The following is a 20,081-nucleotide window of genomic DNA, read 5'->3' on the forward strand; positions in this document are numbered from 1 at the left end:
TGCACGTAGCCTGGGGAGGTGCAGTCGACGTTCCTGGGTCGCCCGGTCGCGGGGGACCGTGCGCTGATCATGGCGATCGTGAACCGGACGCCCGACTCGTTCTACGACCGCGGGGCGACGTTCACCGACGAGGCGGCCAAGCAGGCCGCGCACCGCGTCATCGCCGACGGCGCCGACATCGTCGACGTCGGCGGGGTGAAGGCCGGGCCCGGGGTCACCGTCGAGGTCGACGAGGAGATCGCCCGGGTGGTGCCGTTCATCGAATGGCTGCGCGAGACGTTCCCGGACCAGCTGATCAGCGTGGACACCTGGCGCGCCGAGGTGGCCAAACAGGCGTGTGCGGCTGGTGCGGACCTGATCAACGACACGTGGGGCGGCGCCGACCCCGACCTGGCGGCCGTGGCCGCCGAGTTCGGCGCGGGCCTGGTGTGTTCGCACACCGGTGGCGCGGTGCCGCGGACCCGGCCGTTCCGGGTCAACTACGGGCTGACCGAGAGGGGCGTCGTCGACGACGTGCTGGCCGAGGTGACGGCCGCGGCCGAGCGGGCGGTGTCGCTCGGGGTCGCCCGCGACCGCATCCTGATCGATCCGACCCACGATTTCGGCAAGAACACTTACCACGGTCTTAGTTTGTTGCGTCATGTAAAAGAGCTTGTTAACACTGGATGGCCGGTCCTGATGGCGCTGAGCAACAAGGATTTCGTCGGGGAAACTCTGGGTGTGGGACTGACCGAACGCCTCGAGGGCACCCTGGCCGCGACCGCTCTGGCGGCCGCGGAAGGCGCCGCCGTTTTCCGGGTGCACGAGGTGGGTCCCACGCGTCGGGTACTGGAGATGGTTGCGTCAATCCGAGGCGCCCGTCCGCCGAAACACACGGTGAGGGGATTGGCATGACTGTGCTGTCTGACCGCGTCGATGAACTGGCCACCTACGAGGTCGCCGAACACCGCTGGTTGACCGATCGCAGCTGGAGCCGGCCGGACTGGTCGATCGCCGAACTGGTGGCCGCCAAGCGCGGCCGCACGGTGTCGGTCGTGCTTCCCGCACTGAACGAGGAGGAGACCGTCGCCAGCGTCGTCGAGACCATCACCCCGTTGCTGGGTGGCCTCGTCGACGAGTTGATCGTGCTGGACTCCGGTTCCACCGACGACACCGAGATCCGGGCGGTCGCCGCGGGGGCCCGGGTGGTCAGCCGAGAGGTCGCGCTGCCCGAGGTGCCGCCGCAGCCCGGCAAGGGCGAGGTGCTGTGGCGGTCGCTGGCGGCCACCACCGGCGACCTGATCGCGTTCGTCGACTCCGACCTGATCGATCCGGACCCGATGTTCGTGCCCAAGCTGCTCGGTCCGCTGCTGACGACCGAGGGTGTGCATCTGGTCAAGGGCTTCTACCGGAGGCCGCTGAAGGTCAGCGGCAAGGAGGACGCCAACGGCGGCGGCCGTGTCACCGAGCTGGTGGCCCGCCCGCTGCTGGCCTCGCTGCGCCCCGAGTTGATGTGCCTGTACCAGCCGCTGGGCGGCGAATACGCCGGCACCCGCGAACTGTTGACCGCGGTGCCGTTCGCGCCGGGCTACGGCGTCGAGATCGGGCTGCTCATCGACACCTACGACCGGCTGGGGCTGGACGCCATCGCGCAGGTCAACCTCGGTGTGCGTACGCACCGCAACCGGCCGCTGACCGAGCTGGCGTCGATGAGCAGGCAGGTCATCGGCACGCTGCTGTCGCGCTGCGGCGTCCCGGACTCCGGCGTCGGGCTGACCCAGTTCTTCGCCGACGGCGAGGACTACACCCCGCGCACGTCGACGGTGTCGTTGTGTGACCGTCCGCCGATGAACACGCTGCGGCCGCGCTGACCCAACGGGTGGCCGCGCCGCGGTCGTCGGTGCCGTCGGGCACTATCGAGGGGTGACTCTCGTCCTGCTCTACCTCGTCGTACTGGTGCTCGTCGGCATCGTGTTGTTCGCCGTGGGCAGTGTGTTGTTCGGTCGCGGTGAGGTGCTGCCGCCGCTTCCCCAGGGGACCACCGCGACCGTGCTGCCCGCGTCCGGTGTCACCGGGGCCGACGTCGAGGCCGTGAAATTCACCCAGACGCTGCGTGGCTACAAGCCCAGCGAAGTCGACTGGGTGCTCGACCGGCTCGGCCGCGAGATCGACATGTTGCGTGGTGAACTCGCCGCGGTGCGCTCGTCCTACGGCCTCGATGCGGACCCCGGGCAGCAGGGCGCCGACGCGCCGGCCGGGGCGCACGCCCTTCCCCCGGAGTACGCGCGGGACGACTCGTGACCGGCATGAAACAGGCGATGGAACCGGACAGCCGGACCCGCTGCGGGTGGATCGATCAGTCGCGGCTGTCGGACGCCGACTTCGTGCTGTACCGCGACTACCACGACACCGAATGGGGCCGCCCGCTGCACGGCTCGCCCGAGCTGTTCGAGCGGGTCAGTCTGGAGGCGTTCCAGAGCGGACTGTCCTGGCTGATCATCCTGCGCAAGCGGGACAACTTCCGGGCGGCGTTCGACGGTTTCGACGTCGAGCGCGTCGCGCGCTACGGCGACCGCGACGTCGAACGGCTGATGTCCGAGTCGGGCATCGTGCGCAACCGCGCCAAGATCGAGGCCACCATCGCCAACGCCCGTGTGGTCGCCGACATGACCGACGCCGGTGAGGATCTCGGGGAGCTGCTGTGGTCGTTCGCGCCGGCGGACCGGGCGACGCGGTCGCGGCCGGAGAGTCTGGCGGACGTCGCCGCGGTGTCCCCGGAGTCGACGGCCATGGCCAAGGAACTCAAGAAACGCGGATTCCGGTTCGTCGGGCCCACGACGGCGTACGCCCTGATGCAGGCCACCGGGATGGTCGACGACCACGTCGCCGACTGCTGGGTACCGCGTGTGGAGGCGACCGGGGCCGGCGGTTCAGCGAATCAAAAGGCCCCGTCAGAGCAGCTATAGCCGGGTCTTCGCACACGACTCGGCCTGGATAGGGAACAATGGAACCTGTAGCAGTTCAGAGCCGGGTGCTGTCGGTGCACGCCCAACGGTGCCCAGCTTCCGGCTCACGGACAGACGAGGCCCTGACGGGCACGCCCATTGTGGAGGGAGCACTCGATGGCGGCGATGAAGCCCCGGACTGGAGACGGTCCACTGGAAGCGACCAAGGAGGGGCGAGGCATCGTGATGCGGGTTCCACTGGAAGGCGGGGGCCGACTCGTCGTCGAGCTCACCCCGGAGGAAGCCGCCGCCCTCGGCGACGAACTCAAGGGCGTGACCAGCTAGCGCCGACTCCGCTAGGCCGAGACCGTGCGATAGATCTGCACGGTCTGTTCGGCGATGCGCGCCCATGAGAAATGGTCGATGCAGCGCTGCCTGCCCGCCTGCCCGTACCGCCCGGCCCGCTGCGGGTCGGCGACCAGGGCGTTGACGGCCTCGGCGAGGTCACGTTCGAACGTCGCCGGCGCGTCGGCGTCGTAGTGCACCAGCAGCCCGGTCTGCTGGTCGGAGACCACCTCGGGGATGCCGCCGACGTCGGAGGCGACCACCGCCGTCGCGCACGCCATTGCCTCCAGGTTCACGATGCCCAGCGGTTCGTACACCGATGGGCATACGAATACCGTTGCCGCGGACAAGATCTCGTCGATCTTCGGCTGAGGCAGCATCTCCCGGACCCAGAACACCCCGGTGCGGCTCTGGGACAGCTGCTGCACCGCGGAGGCAACCTCCTCGGCGATCTCCGGGGTGTCGGGGGCGCCGGCGCAGAGCACGAGCTGCACCGCGGGATCGAAGTGGTGCGCGGCCGCCACCAGATGGGCGACGCCCTTCTGCCGGGTGATCCGGCCGACGAACGCGACGATCGGACGGGACAGGTCCACACCGAGTTCGGTCAGCACCGACCCGTCGCCGCCGGCTTCGACCGGACGCCATTTGTCGGTGTCGATCCCGTTGAGGACGACATGCACCTTGCCGGGGTCCAGCGCCGGATACGTGCGCAGCACGTCCTCACGCATCCCGGCGCTGACGGCGATGACGGCATCGGCGGCCTCCACCGCGGTCTTCTCCACCCACGACGAGATGCGGTAGCCGCCGCCGAGCTGCTCGGCCTTCCACGGCCGCATCGGCTCCAGCGAGTGCGCGGTCAGCACGTGCGGCACCCCGTAGAGCAGTGCCGACAGATGCCCCGCCATCCCGGCGTACCAGGTGTGGGAGTGCACCACGGTGGCCTGCGCGGCGGAGTTGACCATGGACAGGTCGGCCGACAGCGTCGCCAGCGCCGGGTTCGCGCCGGCCAGCGCCGGGTCGGGCTGGGCAACCGTCGCACCGGGGCGCGGTGCCCCCATGCAGTGCACGTCGACCTCGCACAGCAGCCGCAGCTGCCCGACGAGTTCGGTGACATGGACGCCGGCGCCGCCGTAGACCTCCGGTGGATACTCCCGCGTCATCATCGCCACCCGCATGCTCCTGACCGTATCCAACTTCTCGATGCGCTGCGCCGCATCCCCAATTGTCTTGACGGACAGCCCGAAAACCCGTCGTCAGCGGCGTGTGGCGGGCCGGGGACGCGCGAGTTGGCGGCGAATGGCTAGCCGCCGTCGCGGCGTGCGGATAGGTTGGAAACATGAGGGAAGCGCCACATGTGCTGGGCATCGTCCTGGCGGGCGGGGAGGGTAAGCGGCTCTACCCGCTGACGGCCGACCGGGCGAAGCCCGCGGTGCCTTTCGGTGGCGGTTACCGCCTGATCGATTTCGTGCTCTCGAATCTCGTCAACGCCCGATTCCTGCGGATCTGCGTTTTGACGCAGTACAAGTCGCATTCGCTGGACCGCCACATATCCCAGAACTGGCGGCTGTCGGGGCTCGCAGGGGAGTACATCACCCCGGTGCCGGCCCAGCAGCGCCTCGGCCCGCGCTGGTACACCGGGTCGGCGGACGCGATCTATCAGTCGATGAACCTGATCTACGACGAGGATCCCGACTACATCGTGATCTTCGGCGCCGACCACGTCTACCGCATGGACCCCGAGCAGATGGTCCAGCAACACATCGAGAGCGGAGCGGGTGCGACGGTCGCCGGAATCCGGGTGCCGCGCTCGGAGGCCAGCGCGTTCGGCTGCATCGACGCCGACGACTCGGGACGCATCAGGGGATGGGTGGAGAAGCCGGCCGACCCGCCGGGCACGCCCGACGACCCGGACATGACGTTCGCATCGATGGGCAACTACGTCTTCACCACCAAGGTGCTGATCGACTCGATCCGCGCGGACGCCGAGGACGACGATTCCGACCACGACATGGGCGGCAACATCATTCCCCGCCTGGTGGCCGACGGAATGGCCTCGGTCTACGACTTCAGCAACAACGAGGTGCCCGGTGCCACCGAACGCGACCACGGCTACTGGCGTGACGTCGGCACGCTGGACGCGTTCTACGACGCGCACATGGACCTGGTGTCGGTGCACCCGATCTTCAACCTGTACAACAAGCGCTGGCCGATCCGCGGCGGCGCCGAGAACCTGGCGCCGGCCAAATTCGTCAACGGCGGGTCCGCCCAGGAATCGGTGGTGGGCGCGGGCAGCATCATTTCGGCTGCGTCCGTTCGCAATTCGGTGTTGTCGTCCAATGTCGCGATCGACGACGGCGCCATCGTCGAGGGCAGCGTGATCATGCCGGGCGTGCGCATCGGCCGCGGCGCGGTGGTGCGGCACGCGATCCTGGACAAGAACGTCGTCGTCGGCCCCGGTGAGATGGTCGGGGTCGACCTGGACAAGGACCGGGAACGGTTCACCGTCAGCGCGGGCGGCGTGGTGGCCGTCGGCAAGGGTGTGTGGATCTAAGCCACCGGCACCCGGACGGGGGTCAGCGTCCGGGCGCGGCCCGTTGTGCGGCCCGGCGCCTGCGGACCAGCCGGACCGCGACCCACGCCAGCGCGAGCAGCGCGACCAGGACGAGCATCGGCACCAAGATCGCGACGAAAACCAGCGCGACGCTGGCGATGTCCTCGGCGGTGCTGAGCACCGGTGCGGCCATCCCGGCCGTCGCGACATTGGCGGCCGGGCGCACCGTGGACTTGGTCAACGACACCACCAGTGCGATCGCGATGCCGATCAACACCGGGATCCACTGGCCGGACTGCGCGAACGCGGCGGGGTCGGTGACGACCGCGGTCTGCGCGGACGTGCCGGAACCGAACACGATGCCGCCCGCGGCCGGCCGCACGAACGTCTGCACCGCATCGTTGACGCTGTCGAGCGCGGGCACCTTGTCGGCGACGACCTCGACGACCAGCAGCACCGCCACGATCACCATGACCCAGCCGTTCGTCAGCCACTCCCAGCCGGCGGGCAGCGTCACCAGGCCGGTGAACCGGGCCAGCAGCCCGAGCGCGAGCAGCGGGATGTAGGCGTTCAGCCCGGCCGCCGTCGCCAGGCCGAAACCGGTGAGCAGCTCCATGCGAATCAGTATGCGACGAGCACGCTCACCACACCCCGGGGATCAAGCGGGCCCGCACCTGCCGGGTGTACTCGCGATATCCGGGCAGTTCCTCCGTCAGCATCTTCTCCTCGTCGAGGATGCGGGCGACCATCAGCGGGGCCGCCGCGGCGACGCCGGCCAGGCCCCACAGCGAGTCCAGCGCCGGGGGTGTCGCGAGCATCATCAATGCGGCCCCGGAGTACATGGGATGGCGGACCATTCCGTACAGGCCGGTGGAGACCAGGGTCTGCCCCGGTTCGACGGTGACGCTGGCCCCGGCGAAGTTGTTCTGCACGATGACCAACTGGGTGATCCCGAGCCCGACACCGACGAGCAGGTTGGCCAGCAGCGTGAGCCACACCGGCACGTGGGACCACCCGAACCGGTGGTCCAGCGCGGAGAGGACGAAGGTCCCCAGCACCAGGACCGTCACCCCGGTGATGACGAGCCGCTGGACCGGCCGGGTCTCGGCCAGCGGGCCCGCCTTCATCCGCCGGGCCAGCACATCGGGGTGGCGGACAGCCAGATACACCGTCGGGACGATCGTCGTCACGACGAAGACCGTGATGAACACCCAGGCCTGCCAGTAGTCGAGCGTGCCTGCGGGCCAGAACAGTACGGCGGCGAAGATGACGAGTCCGATCAGCGTGGATGCCAGCGCCTGCAGCTTGATCTTCATACCGCGTCCCTGTTCCGGTAGATCCCCACCGCCAGCGCGGTGAAAAGCGTTGCGGCGAGCACCATCACGATCATGGCCGGCACCGGGACCTCGGCCGGCGCGGTCGTCTGCCCGACGGGCGAGAGGTCCAGCAGCCAGTCCGGCAGCCGCAACAGGGCGCCGAGATACAGCGAGGCGATCACGAACGTCACCGCCAGCCAGCCGATCCAGCTGCGCCGCACCGCGACCGCGACCGCCGCGACCCCGGCGAGTACCGCCAACGCCGGCACGAACGCCAGACCCGCCAGCGTCAGCCGCACGACCAGGCCCGGCTCGTCGAGGGTGAGCGCGGCGCCCACGCCATTGCCCAGCCCCGCCGCGAGCATGAGCACCGCGGCGCCCGCCGTCGCCGCCGCGACGGCGGTGACCAGCCAGCGCCACCGAGGCACCGCTGCGGCCAGCACTGCCTCGCCGAGCCCGGACTGCTCGTCGCCGTACACCCGCAACACGGCGGCGACCACGTACGCGCCCGCCGCGGCAGCCAGGAACTGCGACATCGTGGTGTACACCCCGTCGCGCCCCTGCACCGGGAGGAGCTGGGCGATGAGCTCGTTGCCCTCGGCCGCATCGAGCAACGACTTCGTCATCGACCCGAACGCCAGCCCGGCGGTGAACAGTCCTACCGCCCACCCGAACACCTGTCCCCGCTGCAGCAGCACCTGCAGGCCGAACAGCCCGCGGACCGGCGGGGCGCCGGGATGTTCGCCGCTCGACGGCACGATCGCGTCGTCGAACTCACGGCGGGCCTCGAGCGCGGCGGCCAGCGCCACGAGCGCCGCCGTGACGGCCGCGAGCAGCACCAGGGGCCACCAGCGCAGGTCGACGAACGCGCGCATCTGCTGTGCCCACGCGATCGGGGAGAACCAGCTCAGCGTGCTTCCCGAGTTGTCGATGACGTCGCCGATCCCGCGGACCAACGCCGAAACGGCGAGCACCGCCATCGCCGCGCCGGTCGCGGCCCTTGCCGTACGCCACAGTTGGGCCGTCACCGCGGCGACGGCGGCGAAGACCGTCGCCACCGCGGTGACGCCGAGGCACATCGCGGCCGAGTCGGCGACCCTGAAACCCGCCGCGACGGTCGCCGCCGTCATCGTCACCGCCAGAACGATGTTCACGCCGCAGGCGACGGCCAGCGCCGCCGTGGTCCTGGCGTGGCGGCCGACGGCCGATGCCAGCACCAGTTCGGCGACCCCGCTCTCCTCCTCGGCACGGGTGTGCCGGACCACGGTGAGAATGGCCAGGATCGACGCCGCGACGATCAACGTGAACATCAGCTCGTTGGCGATCATCGCGCCGAGATCGGTCTCGTTGACCCCGAACATCGGGCCACCCATCATCATGCCCGCCGGTGTCCTGAGCAGGTTGACCCGCGCAAGGCGTTGTGCCTCTTCGGGATACGCGAGCTCGAGCGCGTTAGGGGTGTACACCATGAGCAGCGTCAGCGTCGCGATCCACACCGAGAGCCGGACGCGGTCCCGCCGCAGCGCGAGGCCGGCCAGCCGCGCGGTGCCGGTCCACGGCCCGCCGCCCGGGGACGGGGAAGTCATCACGGTGCCGCCGCGTGGTACTCCTGCAGGAACAAGTCCTCCAGAGAGGCGGGGGAGACGGTCAGGTCATCGATGCCGAGCGCGGTCAGATCGGTCATCGCCCGGCCGAGATCGTCACGGTCGACCGAGAATCGAAGTTGCCCGTCCTCGGTGCGCAGATCGTGCACGTACGGCGCGTGGGCGAGGGTGCCGCCGTCTTCGCGCGTCCGGGCGACGACGGTGGTGCGCATCAGATGGCGCATCTCGGCCAGTGTCCCGGACCGCACCGTGCGTCCTGCCCGCACGATCGTCACGGCGTCGCAGAGCTTTTCGACCTCGGCGAGGATGTGGCTCGACAGCAGGACCGCGGCACCACGATCGGCGACCTCGCGGACGCATTGCTGGAACACCTTCTCCATCAACGGATCCAGTCCCGATGTCGGCTCGTCGAGGACGAACAGCTCGCTGCGGGTGCTGAACGCGGCGACGATCGCGACCTTCTGCCGATTGCCCTTGGAGTAGGTGCGCGCCTTCTTGTGCGGGTCGAGTTCGAAACGTTCGATCAGCGCATCGCGGCGCTTCGCATCGATGCTTCCGTCCCCGCGCAGCGAGGCCAGGAAGTCGATGGCCTGCATCCCGGTCAGATTCGGCCACAACGTGACATCGCCGGGAACGTAGGCGATCCTGCGGTGCAGGGCGACCGCGTCGCGCCACGGGTCGCCGCCGAGAAGTCGCACGCTGCCGCCGTCGGCGCGCAGCAGTCCCAACAGCACCCGGATGGTCGTCGACTTTCCCGCGCCGTTGGGTCCGAGGAACCCGGTGATGTCGCCGGGGGCCACGGTGAGGTCGAGACCGTCGAGTGCCGTGGTACGCCCGAACGACTTCCGCAGCCCGGCGATCGCGACCGCATGCGTGGTCTCAGCCATCCTGCGCTCCGGGTGCCGCGGTGAAGGGAACCCCCCGCGCACGTTGTGCGGCGAACGCGTCGTACATCGTCGAGTCCGCCATCAGCCCCTGGGTGTAGAGCTCGAGCGCGGGCAGGATCATCTGCTCGGCGTAGTCGTGGAGCACCACCTTCAGGTCTGTGCTCTCGTGCAGCTGCAGGTAGAGCAGGAATCCGCCGCCACCGGCCAGCGCGAGGAAGCGAGCCCTCGCCTCGGGGTCCACGCTCGGCTTGATCGTGCCGGCCCGTACACCCTCCTCGATGTACAGCTCGGTGTTCTCGATCATCGTGCGCCACAGCATCTTCGACAGCTCTCCGCCGTTCTGCATGCTGCGCACGAGGTACGCCATCATCGGCGCGTAGTCCTCGATCTCGGCCATCGCCGCGAACCACGTCGCGGGGTCTGAGCTCCTGATCGACTCCTGCTTGCTCGCGAGCACGGTTTCGGCGATGAAGGTGTCGCACGCCTTGCGTAACCCCTCCTTGGAGCCGAAGTGGTGGATCACGAGCCCGGGGCTGACGTCCGCGGCGGCGGCGATCGCGCGCACGCTCACCGAGAAGCCGTCGCGGCCGAACAGATCTATCGCAGCGTCCCGGATCCGGGCCGTCGCGGTCAGATCGTCGACTGAACGCATGTTTAGTACGTTAAACGTGCGTTCAGTGCGGCGTCAAGGGCGTGCCGCGAGCAGACGCATTCTCCGGCGTGTCGTGCGGGACTCGCCGGAGAATGCGTCTGCTCGCGCAGGGAATGGTCAGTCGCGCGCGGCGGCCAGCAGACCGTCGCCGAGGGGGATCAGCACCGGTGTCAGCCGTTCGTCCTCGGCGATCAGGCGCGCCGCCTCGCGTACCGCGGCCACCTCGTTGTCCTTCGCCGACGCGTCGCCGGCGCGTCCGCCGAGGGCCGCACGGTGCACGACGATCGCACCGCCCGGACGCAGCAGCCGGACCCCTTCGACGACGAACTGGGGCTGATCGGCCGGCTCGGCGTCGATGAAGACCAGATCGTAGGACTCGTCGGCGAGCCGGGTCAGAACTTCCTGGGCACGGCCGCTGATCAGCCGGGTGCGGCCGGGCCCGACGCCGGCCTCGGTGAACGCCTGCTTGGCGATGCGCTGGTGTTCGGGTTCGACGTCGATGGTGGTCAGCACGCCGTCCTCGCGCATACCCGAGAGCAGCCACAGGCCGCTGACGCCGGCTCCGGTGCCGACCTCGACCACCGCGCGCGCCCCGGTCAGCTTGGCCAGCACGCACAGCAATGCACCGACGGCGGGGGTCACCGCGCCTGCGCCGATGTCGACGGCCCGCTCCCGGGCGGCCGCGACGATGGAGTCCTCGGAGATCGAGTGTTCGGCGTGGTTGACGATCGCTTCGGCCTGACGTGCCCGCGCGGAGAGTTCGCCGGAGTTCGCTCCAGGCTCGTCGGTGTTGGCCATGCCCGCAGCGTAGAACCAACCCCGTCGCCCGCCGCACCGACACGCCCGCGTGCGCGACCAGAGTCACACCTGTTTCCGCTGCTAGAAAAAGGGGTAGCGGTCTTTCTCAGGAAAAGTTCAGTTTGCTCATATGCCTGGCACACGGGCGCGGGAAATGGTGATCGCATGACACACGGCGCATCCAGCGCACGTATCGACTCCGTGCAGCCGGGGAACAACCAGGCGACGCCTCGCGTTTCCGATCTTGAAGGGTCGCCGAATGGCGGCCGACTGAACCAGCGCCACATCGATCTGGAGGATCCGACGACCATCATCAACGGCCCCGTGTCCAAAGCGCCGGCGAGCACGCTGGCTCCCGCACCCGTATCGATGGCCCATCTCGAGCAGTTCACCGACGCCGAATGGGTCGAACCGTCCGAGGAGTTGACCGGTACCGCGGTATTCGACGCGACCGGGGACAAGGCCGCGATGCCGAGCTGGGACGAACTCGTCCGCCAGCACGCCGACCGGGTGTATCGCCTGGCCTACCGACTGTCCGGTAACCAGCACGACGCCGAGGACCTCACCCAGGAGACGTTCATCCGGGTGTTCCGCTCGGTGCAGAACTATCAGCCGGGCACCTTCGAGGGCTGGCTGCACCGCATCACGACCAACCTGTTCCTGGACATGGTGCGCCGGCGCGGCCGCATCCGGATGGAGGCGCTGCCCGAGGACTACGACCGGGTGCCGGCCGACGAGCCGAACCCCGAGCAGATCTACCACGACTCCCGACTCGGGGCCGATCTACAGGCGGCGCTGGATTCGCTCGCGCCGGAGTTCCGCGCCGCGGTGGTGCTGTGCGACATCGAAGGTCTGTCCTACGAGGAGATCGGCGCGACGCTCGGCGTGAAGCTCGGAACGGTGCGCAGCCGCATCCACCGCGGCCGCCAGGCGATCCGCGAATACCTGGCCCGTCACTCCGACGCCGGGGCCGCGGAGATGGTCACAACTGCATGACGTTCCCGCGCTCGAGTCGGGCGTGTCGCGCTACATTCGAAGGATCGCGTTGACAACGGACGGACTGGAGAGGAGCTGGGTCGTGTTCGATCCCGGGCATGCGTTCCGCCGGGCGTTCTCCTGGCTGCCCTCCCAGTTCGCCTCCCAGAGTGAGGACCCCGTCGGTCCGCGGCAGTTCGGTTCCACCGAGCACCTGTCCGCCGAGGCGATCGCCGCGTTTGCCGATGGCGAGCTGCGGATGGCCGCGCATCTACGCGCCGCGCACCACATGTCGTTGTGCCCGGAGTGCGCGATGGAGGTCGACGCGCAGCGGCAGGCGCGGGAAGCGTTGCGGGATTCCTGCCCGGTCTCGATGCCCAGCTCTTTGCTGGGCCTGTTGTCGCAGATCCCGGACCGGACACCGGACGACGCGCCGGAGCCCGTCGACACCCCGCAGTTAGCTGACAGCCCGCAACGGCTTCGCCGCAAGCGCCGGTAGGGTGGACACGGAGCCGACCGCCGGCGACTGTCGGCGATTGCCGGCATCGATTCCGGCACCAGGCACAGGCGAGCGAAGGGCGATGAACGGGTGAGCAATCTGGACGAGACCGGTCGGGAGCGTCTTGAGCCGCGCCCCGTGTCGCGCCCTCCCGTCGATCCGGCGGCGCAGCGCGCGTTCGGCCGTCCGGCCGGCGTGAGCGGTTCGTTCCTCGGCGCCGAGAAGCACATCGACCAGGGCGAATACACCCCCAAGGATCAGGCGCCCGACCCGGTGCTCGCGGAGGCGTTCGGCCGTCCGCACGCCGGGGTCGACTCGCTGCAGCGCCACCCCACCGACGCCGGCGCGCTGGAGGCCGAGCGCGAGGGTGACGACGACGACGTCGACGATCCGTGGCGCAATCCCGGCGCACCGGCCGCGCTCGGCACCCCGGCGGTGCCCGCGGCGGCGCCGACCCAGGTGAACGCGCCGGTCGGCAAGCTCGGCGTGCGTGACGTGCTGTTCGGCGGCAAGGTGTCCACGATCGCGCTGATGGTTCTCGGGCTGATCGCACTCCTCATCGGCGTCGCCGGGGGATGGGTCGGCCGGACCACCGCCGAGGTGGTGTCGGCGTTCACCACCTCGAAGGTCACGCTGGAAACCGGTGGCGGCGACGACAACGGTGAACCGCGGGGCCAGTTCGCCAAAGTGGCCGCCGCGGTGGCCGACTCCGTGGTCACCATCGAGGCCAGCAGCGACCGCGAGGGGTCCCAGGGTTCCGGCGTCGTGATCGACGGCCGCGGCTACATCGTCACCAACAACCACGTCATCTCCGAGGCGGCCACCAACCCCAGCGACTTCAAGATGTCGGTGGTGTTCAACGACGGCAAAGAGGTGCCCGCGAACCTGGTCGGCCGGGACCCGAAGACCGACCTGGCGGTCCTGAAGGTCGACAACGTGGACAACCTGACCGTCGCCCGGATGGGTGACTCGGAGAAGCTGCAGGTGGGCGAGGAAGTCATCGCCGCCGGCGCGCCGCTCGGCCTGCGCAGCACCGTCACCCACGGCATCATCAGTGCGCTGCACCGGCCCGTCCCGCTGTCCGGCGACGGCTCCGACACCGACACCGTGATCGACGGCGTGCAGACCGACGCGTCGATCAACCACGGCAACTCCGGCGGTCCGCTGATCAACATGGACGCCGAGGTCATCGGCATCAACACCGCGGGCAAGTCGCTGTCGGACAGCGCCAGCGGCCTGGGCTTCGCGATCCCGGTCAACGAGGTCAAGCAGGTCGTCGAGACGCTGATCCGCAACGGCAAGATCGCGCATCCGACGCTGGGCCTGACCGCCCGCTCGGTCAGCAACGACGTCGCCAAGGGCGCGCAGATCGCCGACGTGAAGCCGGGAAGCCCGGCAGAGCAGGCCGGTCTGCTGGAGAACGACGTCGTCGTCAAGGTCGGGGACCGCGAGGTCGCCGACGCCGACGAGATGATCGTCGCGGTGCGCCAGCTCAAGATCGGCGAGCCCGCGCCGATCGAGGTGGTGCGTGAAGGCCGCAATGTGACGCTGACGGTGACGCCCATCGGCGACGACAGCGCTTCATAGCCGATGTTCGCGAACGTCGGTTGGGGCGAGATGCTCATCCTCGTCATCGCCGGGCTGGTGATCCTCGGACCGGAACGGCTGCCCGGCGCGATCCGGTGGACCTCCGGCGCGGTGCGCCAGGTGCGCGACTACGTCTCCGGGGCGACCAGCCAACTCCGCGAGGATCTCGGCCCGGAGTTCGACGACCTGCGTGAGCCGCTGTCGGAACTGCAGAAGTTGCGGGGCATGACACCGCGCGCGGCGCTGACCAAGCATCTGCTCGACGGCGACGACTCGATATTCACCGGCAAGTTCGACGCGAAGAACCCGGGCTCGGGCACACAGCAGAACCCGCCGACCAAGCCGCAGTCCGGGCCGGGCCCGGCTGCGGCGTCACCTCCTGCGGCCGAGCCGACCGCGACGCCGTTCGACACCGACGCGACCTGACGCCGCGCCGCGGACGGTCAGCGACCGGCCGGGTCCAGGCCCAGTGACATCCCCGCCAGGCCGCGCTTGCGGCTCGACAGCGTATCGGCGATCTTGCGAAGTTCCCTGCCCGCCAGGGAATCCGGGGCGCTGAGCACCAACGGCACCCCCGAGTCGCCCGCGGCCACCAGCTCCGGGTCCAGCGGGACCTGACCGAGCAGTGGCACGTCGGCGCCGACAGCGCGCGACAGGCTCTCGGCGACCTGGCGTCCGCCGCCCTCGCCGAACATCTTCAGGGTGGGGCTGTCGACCATGTTCTCGACGACGCCCGCGATGCGCTGGCGGGTCTGGATCGCGATGGCCCCGGCCCGCTCGGCGACCTCGGCGGCCGCCAGCTGCGGGGTGGTGACGACGAGGATCTCCGCGCCGGGGATCAGCTGCGCCACCGAGATCGCGATGTCACCGGTCCCGGGCGGCAGGTCCAGCAGCAACACGTCGAGGTCGCCCCAGTACACATCGGCGAGGAACTGCTGCAGCGCGCGGTGCAGCATCGGTCCGCGCCACACCACCGGGGTGTTGCCCTGGGTGAACATCGCGATCGAGATGACCCGCACGTCGTGGGAGACGGGCGGCAGGATCATCGAGTCGACCTGGGTGGGCCGGTCCTGGGTGCCCATCATCCGGGGCACGGAGTGGCCGTAGATGTCGGCGTCGAGCAGCCCGACGGACAGCCCCCGCGCGGCCATCGCGGCGGCGAGATTGACCGTGACGCTGGACTTGCCGACGCCGCCCTTGCCGGACGCGACCGCGTACACCCGCGTCAGCGATCCGGGCTGGGCGAACGGGATGACCGGCTCGCGCGAGTCGCCGCGCAGCTGCTTGCGCAACTCGGCGCGCTGCTCGTCGTTCATCACGTCGAGGCTGACCTTGACCGCGCCGGTGCCCGGGACGTCCTGCACCGCCCGCGTGACGCTGTTGGTGATCTCGGTCTTCTTCGGGCAGGCCGAGGTGGTCAGGTACACCTCGACGTGGACCGAGGCGTCGGATTCGACGGTGACGCTTTTGACCATGCCGACTTCGGTGATCGGACGGCGCAGCTCGGGATCGATCACCTTGGTCAGGGCGGTGCGTACCGCCGCTTCCAGGTCGTGCGGAGTAGAGGACATCACCGGCGAGTCTAGGCGCCGGTGTGCCGTGGTCACGAATGCGGGCGCGTCAGCCGACGGGGCCGGGCGCCGGTCCCGGAGCGGGTCCGGGTGCCGGTGGCAGTCCGGCCGGGGCCGGCGGCAGCAGCGGCCCCGGCGCCGGCGGCGCGGCCGGTGCGGGGGCGAGGTTCAGCGGGCCCGCCGGCACCGGCGCGGGCGCAGGTGCCGCGGGCGGCAGATCCTGGATGCAGAACACCGCGCATTGGGCGGGCTTCTGCGGCGGCTGCTGCACCCACGGCGGCACCCAGGCCGGCGGCGGGGCGGGTACCGCGGGCAGCGGTGCGGCCGCCGGCATCGGGCCCGGCGGCGGACCGAGTGTCTGGCTGGCCCCGAACCCGGGCAGGCCGGTGTTGATCTGGCTGGCGACGTCGGTGCGCTCCATCAGCGGGATCAGCGACAGCGGATCGCTGGCGGGCAGCCCGGCCGCGTTGATGGGCAACCCCGGGCCCAGCCCGGCGCGCCGGTCCAGGTGCGCCGTCAGCGTCGCGCTCTCGGTGTCACTCAGCTCGGGGATCGAACCGGTGATCGGCGGCAGGTCCACCGGGACGACGCCGGTGGCGTACGCGGCGGCCCAGCTGAGCACGTTCTGCGCGTAGGCCATCGAGTTGTTGTAGCGCAGGATCGCCGACATCACGTCGGCCTGGTTGCGCAGGTTCAGGCCACCGCTGCACAGGTAGCGCGCGGCGGCCAGGGCCGCGTCGTAGACGTTCTGCACATCGGCTTTGCCGTCACCGTCACCGTCGGAGGCGTAGCGCGACCAGGTGCCGGGCAGGAACTGCATCGGCCCCATCGCCCGCGCGTACACGACGCGGTCGGCGGTGCGGCTCTCGACGATGACCTCGTTGCCCGGCAGCGTGCCGTCCAGCGCGGGACCGTAGATCGGGCGGACGGCGGTGCCGCGCGCATCGGTCGCGCCACCGTAGGAGTGCATCGACTCGATGCGGCCGATGCCGGCCAGCAGGTTCCAGCTGACGCCGCAGCCGGGGTATGCGGCGGCCATCATGGCTTCGGCGTTGCGGTAGGCCGCCAGGTTCACCGACGGGATGCGCAGCGTTCCGGGCGCGTTGACGACGGTCGGGGGTGGCGGGGCCGACGCGGTGCTGGCGACCGTGCGCAGCGGGGCGGGCGGTTTGGCGACCGCGACGACCGACGGGCCCGAACGGTCGACGACGGTGGCTCCGGCCGGGGCTCCGACGGAAGCCAGCGGCATCACCGCGGTGTCTCGCGTCGGGTCGATCGTCACGGGTGCGGAGGCGCCGACGGCGCCGGCGAGAACCAGGGGAGTCAGCACGGCCGCCACACCCACCGCAGGATTGCGAACGACGTGCCCTGCTCGACGCCGCGCTGCGCGGAGGGCGGGTCCTCCCCCTATGTGCACTCAACCGTCCTAGCTGTGAGATCGCTTGTGAACCTCGCCACCATACCTAGTCGGCAACGGTGGTGTAACAGCATTCGGTCAGCCGTGTCCGGCGGATTTCTTGGACTTGCGGTCGCCGGTGTCGTGTTTGCTCGTTCTGTCAGCGCCGTCGACGGCGTACTCGTGCAACTTCTCCAGCATGTCGCGTACCTCGTCGAGTTCGCGACGCAGATAGTCGCGGGTGGCGACCTCGCCGACGGCCAGTCGCAGCGCGGCGAGTTCGCGGGCCAGGAATTCGGTGTCGGCCTTGGTCTGCTCGGCCCGCCGGCGGTCCTCCTCCAGCGACACCCGGTCCCGGTTCTCCTGACGGTTCTGCGCGAGCAGGATCAGCGGCGCCGCGTATGCCGCCTGTGTCGAGAACGCGAGGTTGAGCAGGATGAACGGGTACGGATCCCACTGCCAGGCGAACGCGCCGAGGTTCAGCGCGATCCAGACGATGACGACGATGGTCTGGATCGCCAGATACCGCCCGGTGCCGAGGAACCGGGCGATGCGCTCGCTGAACCGGCCGACCGCCTCGATGTCCAGCCGCGGCCCCAGGAACCGGGACATGCGCGGCGTGTCGAGGCGCTGCCGCGACGATTCGCTCATGTCGCCTTCTCCGCGGTGACGATCAGCGGCTCGGATTCGTCCTCGCGCCAGTTGTCCGGCAGCAGGTGGTCGAGCACGTCGTCCACCGACACGGCGCCGAGAAGGTGGTTCTGGTCGTCGACCACCGGGCCGCACACCAGGTTGTAGGCGGCGAAGTAGCGGGTCAGAGCGCCCAGGGAGTCCTCGGGTGACAGGTTCGGCAGGTCGGTGTCGACGATCCCGCTGACCAGCGTCGCGGGCGGCTCGCGCAGCAGGCGCTGCGTGTGCACACAACCGAGGTAGTGGCCGGTCGGTGTCGCGGTCGGCGGCCGCACCACGAACACCAGCGATGCCAGCGCCGGGGTGAGGTCCGGATCACGTACGCGCGCAAGGGCTTCCGCGACGGTCGTGTCGGGTGCGAGCACCACCGGCTCCGAGGTCATCAGGCCGCCCGCGGTGTTGGGGGAGTGGCTCAGCAGCCGGCGGACGTCCTCGGAATCCTCCGGATCCATCCGGCGCAGGAAGGATTCGGCGTCGGCCGGTGTCATCGTGCCGAGCAGGTCGGCGGCGTCGTCGGGATCCATCGCCTCCAGCACATCGGCGGCGCGGTCGGTCTTGAGCTGGTGCAGCACCGCAACCTGCTCGTCTTCGGGCAGTTCCTGCAACACGTCGGCGAGGCGCTCGTCGTCGAGCGCGTTGACGACCTCGTGGCGGCGCTTGTCGGGCAGTTCCCGGATCGCGTCGGCGACCTCGACGGCGCGCTGGCCCTCGAACTGCTCGAGGAGCTGCGCGACGCCCTGATCCGGCATCGCCAGCCCGGACGGGGTGAGACCGTGGACGTGCTGCCAGTCGACCGAGGACACGTTGCTGCGCCTGCCCAGCCGGCGCTGCGGGCGCACCGCCACCCGGGTCACCATCCAGTCGCGCGTGCGCGTCTGTTCGATGCCGAGGTCGACCACGACGACGTCGACACCGGCCAGCTCGGGCAGGTCCGGATCGTCGACGCGGACCCGGGTCTCCAGCACCTGGCCCAGGACGAGCACCTCGCCGGGGCGCTGGGAGAACCTGCGCAGCGACACATTGCCCGTCGACAGGGTCACCGCCCCGGGTTCGATCGCGGTGACCCGCAGGATCGGAACGAAAATCCTTCTGCGGTTGAGCAATTCGATGACAAGCCCGAGGACCCTGGGTTGTTGTCGCACGATGCTGATGCCGATGACGACATCCCGCACGCGGCCGATGGATTCGCCGTCGGGGCCGAGCACCACCATGCCCGCGAGCCGAGCCGCATAGACCCTGTTGACCGACGCCATGGTTGTCAGGGTAGAGAGTGTTGTTGTGGAAAACCGGTATCGGCCCCGTCGGACGTGCCTGTCCGTGCCGGGCAGTAGCGACAAGATGATCCAGAAGGCCAAGAGCCTGCCCGCCGACGAGGTGTTCCTCGACCTCGAAGACGCCGTCGCCCCGGACGCGAAAGTACAAGCGCGCGCACGGGTTGCGGAAGCCTTGGCCGAACCCGGATGGGCCGGTCAGCTGCGCGGGGTGCGCGTCAACGACTGGACCACACCGTGGACCCACGCCGACATCATCGAGGTGGTGTCGCGCGCCGGCGCGTCGCTGGACATCGTGGTGCTGCCGAAGGTGACCGACGTCTCACACATCCACGCGCTGGATCTGCTGCTGACCCAACTGGAGGCCACTCACGGTCTGCCGCTGGGGCGTATCGGGATCGAGGCGCAGATCGAGGACGCGCGTGGACTGACCAACATCGACGCGATCGCGTCCGCCCCGCGGGTGCAGGCACTGGTGCTCGGCCCGGCCGACCTGATGGCGAGCTTGAACATGCGCACCCTGGTGGTCGGGGAACAGCCCGAGGGCTACGACGTCGGCGACGCCTACCACCACATCCTGATGCGGATCCTGGTCGCCGCGCGGGCCAACGGGATCGCCGCGATCGACGGGCCGTTCCTGAAGGTGCGCGACGTCGACGCGTTCCGCCGGGTGGCGGGCCGGTCGGCGGCGCTGGGCTATGACGGCAAGTGGGTGCTGCACCCGGATCAGATCGAGGCGGGCAACGAGCTGTTCAGCCCTCGCCAGGAGGCCTACGACCACGCCGAGTTGATCCTCGAGGCCTACGAATGGCACACCTCGCGGGCCGGCGGCCTGCGGGGCGCGGTGATGCTCGGCGACGAAATGATCGACGAGGCCAGCCGCAAGATGGCGCTCGTCATCGCGGGCAAGGGACGCGCCGCGGGTATGCGGCGCACCGGCGAACGGTTCAGCCCGCCGGACTAGGGCGTGTCTGACAAATGTTTCGGATGTTGCGGCTGAGACTTAGGGCATGTC

22 protein-coding genes are annotated in these 20,081 nt (G+C 69.8%); 11 read left to right on the forward strand and 11 right to left on the reverse strand.

What is annotated here, in order from left to right:
- The first annotated feature begins 18 nt into the window (after positions 1 to 18).
- From folP to BST38_RS26040, 5 genes are all read left to right on the forward strand, one after another.
- Entirely contained in the window at positions 19 to 894 is an 876-nt protein-coding gene (gene folP / locus BST38_RS26020) for a dihydropteroate synthase (protein ID WP_083146387.1), read from the forward strand.
- Positions 891 to 1,850, forward strand: coding sequence for a glucosyl-3-phosphoglycerate synthase (locus BST38_RS26025; protein ID WP_083146388.1), 960 nt, complete (start codon positions 891 to 893; stop codon positions 1,848 to 1,850). Before folP ends, BST38_RS26025 begins: the two co-directional genes overlap by 4 nt.
- A 52-nt stretch (positions 1,851 to 1,902) precedes the next feature.
- Positions 1,903 to 2,280 carry a DivIVA domain-containing protein gene (locus BST38_RS26030; protein ID WP_083146389.1) on the forward strand — a complete coding sequence of 126 codons (378 nt, stop codon included), beginning with the start codon at positions 1,903 to 1,905 and terminating at the stop codon, positions 2,278 to 2,280.
- 5 nt (positions 2,281 to 2,285) lie between these two features.
- A complete protein-coding gene (locus BST38_RS26035; protein WP_083146409.1) occupies positions 2,286 to 2,945 on the forward strand; it encodes a DNA-3-methyladenine glycosylase I in 660 nt (219 codons plus the stop codon).
- A 156-nt stretch (positions 2,946 to 3,101) separates the two neighbouring features.
- The gene (locus BST38_RS26040) at positions 3,102 to 3,269 is read left to right on the forward strand and encodes a DUF3117 domain-containing protein (protein ID WP_003931055.1); all 168 of its coding nucleotides are present in this window, start codon (positions 3,102 to 3,104) and stop codon (positions 3,267 to 3,269) included.
- Between the two features lie 11 nt (positions 3,270 to 3,280).
- On the opposite strand, the gene glgA is transcribed toward BST38_RS26040, so the two are convergent.
- Positions 3,281 to 4,444, reverse strand: a complete 1,164-nt coding sequence (glgA, locus tag BST38_RS26045) for a glycogen synthase (protein ID WP_110781993.1) — start codon at positions 4,442 to 4,444, stop codon at positions 3,281 to 3,283.
- A 161-nt stretch (positions 4,445 to 4,605) separates the two neighbouring features.
- Between glgA and glgC the strand changes: the two genes are divergently transcribed.
- The gene (gene glgC / locus BST38_RS26050; RefSeq protein ID WP_083146390.1) at positions 4,606 to 5,820 is read left to right on the forward strand and encodes a glucose-1-phosphate adenylyltransferase; all 1,215 of its coding nucleotides are present in this window, start codon (positions 4,606 to 4,608) and stop codon (positions 5,818 to 5,820) included.
- Between the two features lie 22 nt (positions 5,821 to 5,842).
- On the opposite strand, the gene BST38_RS26055 is transcribed toward glgC, so the two are convergent.
- From BST38_RS26055 to BST38_RS26080, 6 genes are all read right to left on the reverse strand, one after another.
- Entirely contained in the window at positions 5,843 to 6,436 is a 594-nt protein-coding gene (locus BST38_RS26055; RefSeq protein ID WP_083146391.1) for a DUF4126 domain-containing protein, read from the reverse strand.
- Between the two features lie 25 nt (positions 6,437 to 6,461).
- Positions 6,462 to 7,136: a methyltransferase family protein gene (locus tag BST38_RS26060; RefSeq protein ID WP_083146392.1), complete on the reverse strand. Its 675-nt coding sequence runs from the start codon at positions 7,134 to 7,136 to the stop codon at positions 6,462 to 6,464.
- Positions 7,133 to 8,722 carry an ABC transporter permease gene (locus BST38_RS26065; RefSeq protein ID WP_083146393.1) on the reverse strand — a complete coding sequence of 530 codons (1,590 nt, stop codon included), beginning with the start codon at positions 8,720 to 8,722 and terminating at the stop codon, positions 7,133 to 7,135. Before BST38_RS26065 ends, BST38_RS26060 begins: the two co-directional genes overlap by 4 nt.
- Positions 8,722 to 9,627 (reverse strand): ABC transporter ATP-binding protein, encoded by a 906-nt coding sequence (locus BST38_RS26070; RefSeq protein WP_083146394.1) that lies wholly within the window; start codon positions 9,625 to 9,627, stop codon positions 8,722 to 8,724. The genes BST38_RS26065 and BST38_RS26070 overlap by 1 nt, the downstream gene beginning before the upstream one ends.
- Positions 9,620 to 10,279, reverse strand: a complete 660-nt coding sequence (locus BST38_RS26075; RefSeq protein WP_083146395.1) for a TetR/AcrR family transcriptional regulator — start codon at positions 10,277 to 10,279, stop codon at positions 9,620 to 9,622. Before BST38_RS26075 ends, BST38_RS26070 begins: the two co-directional genes overlap by 8 nt.
- Positions 10,280 to 10,396: 117 nt before the next feature.
- The gene (locus BST38_RS26080) at positions 10,397 to 11,077 is read right to left on the reverse strand and encodes an O-methyltransferase (RefSeq protein ID WP_083146396.1); all 681 of its coding nucleotides are present in this window, start codon (positions 11,075 to 11,077) and stop codon (positions 10,397 to 10,399) included.
- A 165-nt stretch (positions 11,078 to 11,242) separates the two neighbouring features.
- Here BST38_RS26080 and sigE point away from each other — a divergent pair, with 165 nt between their 5' ends.
- From sigE to tatB, 4 genes are all read left to right on the forward strand, one after another.
- Complete coding sequence (sigE, locus tag BST38_RS26085) at positions 11,243 to 12,073, forward strand: RNA polymerase sigma factor SigE (RefSeq protein ID WP_110781995.1); 831 nt, start codon at positions 11,243 to 11,245, stop codon at positions 12,071 to 12,073.
- A gap of 82 nt (positions 12,074 to 12,155) precedes the next feature.
- Entirely contained in the window at positions 12,156 to 12,551 is a 396-nt protein-coding gene (gene rseA, locus BST38_RS26090) for an anti-sigma E factor RseA (protein WP_083146412.1), read from the forward strand.
- A 90-nt stretch (positions 12,552 to 12,641) separates the two neighbouring features.
- Positions 12,642 to 14,138, forward strand: coding sequence for a serine protease HtrA (gene htrA, locus BST38_RS26095; protein WP_083146397.1), 1,497 nt, complete (start codon positions 12,642 to 12,644; stop codon positions 14,136 to 14,138).
- Between the two features lie 3 nt (positions 14,139 to 14,141).
- Positions 14,142 to 14,564, forward strand: coding sequence for a Sec-independent protein translocase protein TatB (gene tatB, locus BST38_RS26100; RefSeq protein WP_083146398.1), 423 nt, complete (start codon positions 14,142 to 14,144; stop codon positions 14,562 to 14,564).
- 17 nt (positions 14,565 to 14,581) lie between these two features.
- On the opposite strand, the gene BST38_RS26105 is transcribed toward tatB, so the two are convergent.
- From BST38_RS26105 to BST38_RS26120, 4 genes are all read right to left on the reverse strand, one after another.
- Positions 14,582 to 15,709, reverse strand: coding sequence for an Mrp/NBP35 family ATP-binding protein (locus tag BST38_RS26105; RefSeq protein ID WP_083146399.1), 1,128 nt, complete (start codon positions 15,707 to 15,709; stop codon positions 14,582 to 14,584).
- 49 nt (positions 15,710 to 15,758) lie between these two features.
- Complete coding sequence (locus tag BST38_RS26110; RefSeq protein WP_083146400.1) at positions 15,759 to 17,126, reverse strand: lytic transglycosylase domain-containing protein; 1,368 nt, start codon at positions 17,124 to 17,126, stop codon at positions 15,759 to 15,761.
- 78 nt (positions 17,127 to 17,204) lie between these two features.
- On the reverse strand, positions 17,205 to 17,756 hold the full coding sequence (locus tag BST38_RS26115) for a DUF1003 domain-containing protein (protein WP_083146401.1): 552 nt from the start codon (positions 17,754 to 17,756) through the stop codon (positions 17,205 to 17,207).
- Entirely contained in the window at positions 17,753 to 19,048 is a 1,296-nt protein-coding gene (locus BST38_RS26120; RefSeq protein ID WP_083146402.1) for a magnesium transporter MgtE N-terminal domain-containing protein, read from the reverse strand. The genes BST38_RS26115 and BST38_RS26120 overlap by 4 nt, the downstream gene beginning before the upstream one ends.
- A gap of 25 nt (positions 19,049 to 19,073) precedes the next feature.
- Between BST38_RS26120 and BST38_RS26125 the strand changes: the two genes are divergently transcribed.
- Positions 19,074 to 20,030, forward strand: a complete 957-nt coding sequence (locus BST38_RS26125; RefSeq protein ID WP_083146403.1) for an HpcH/HpaI aldolase/citrate lyase family protein — start codon at positions 19,074 to 19,076, stop codon at positions 20,028 to 20,030.
- The last annotated feature ends 51 nt before the right edge of the window (positions 20,031 to 20,081 follow it).

Source organism: Mycolicibacterium parafortuitum, from assembly GCF_002086815.1.
In the GTDB taxonomy this organism is placed as follows: Bacteria; Actinomycetota; Actinomycetes; order Mycobacteriales; family Mycobacteriaceae; genus Mycobacterium; species Mycobacterium parafortuitum.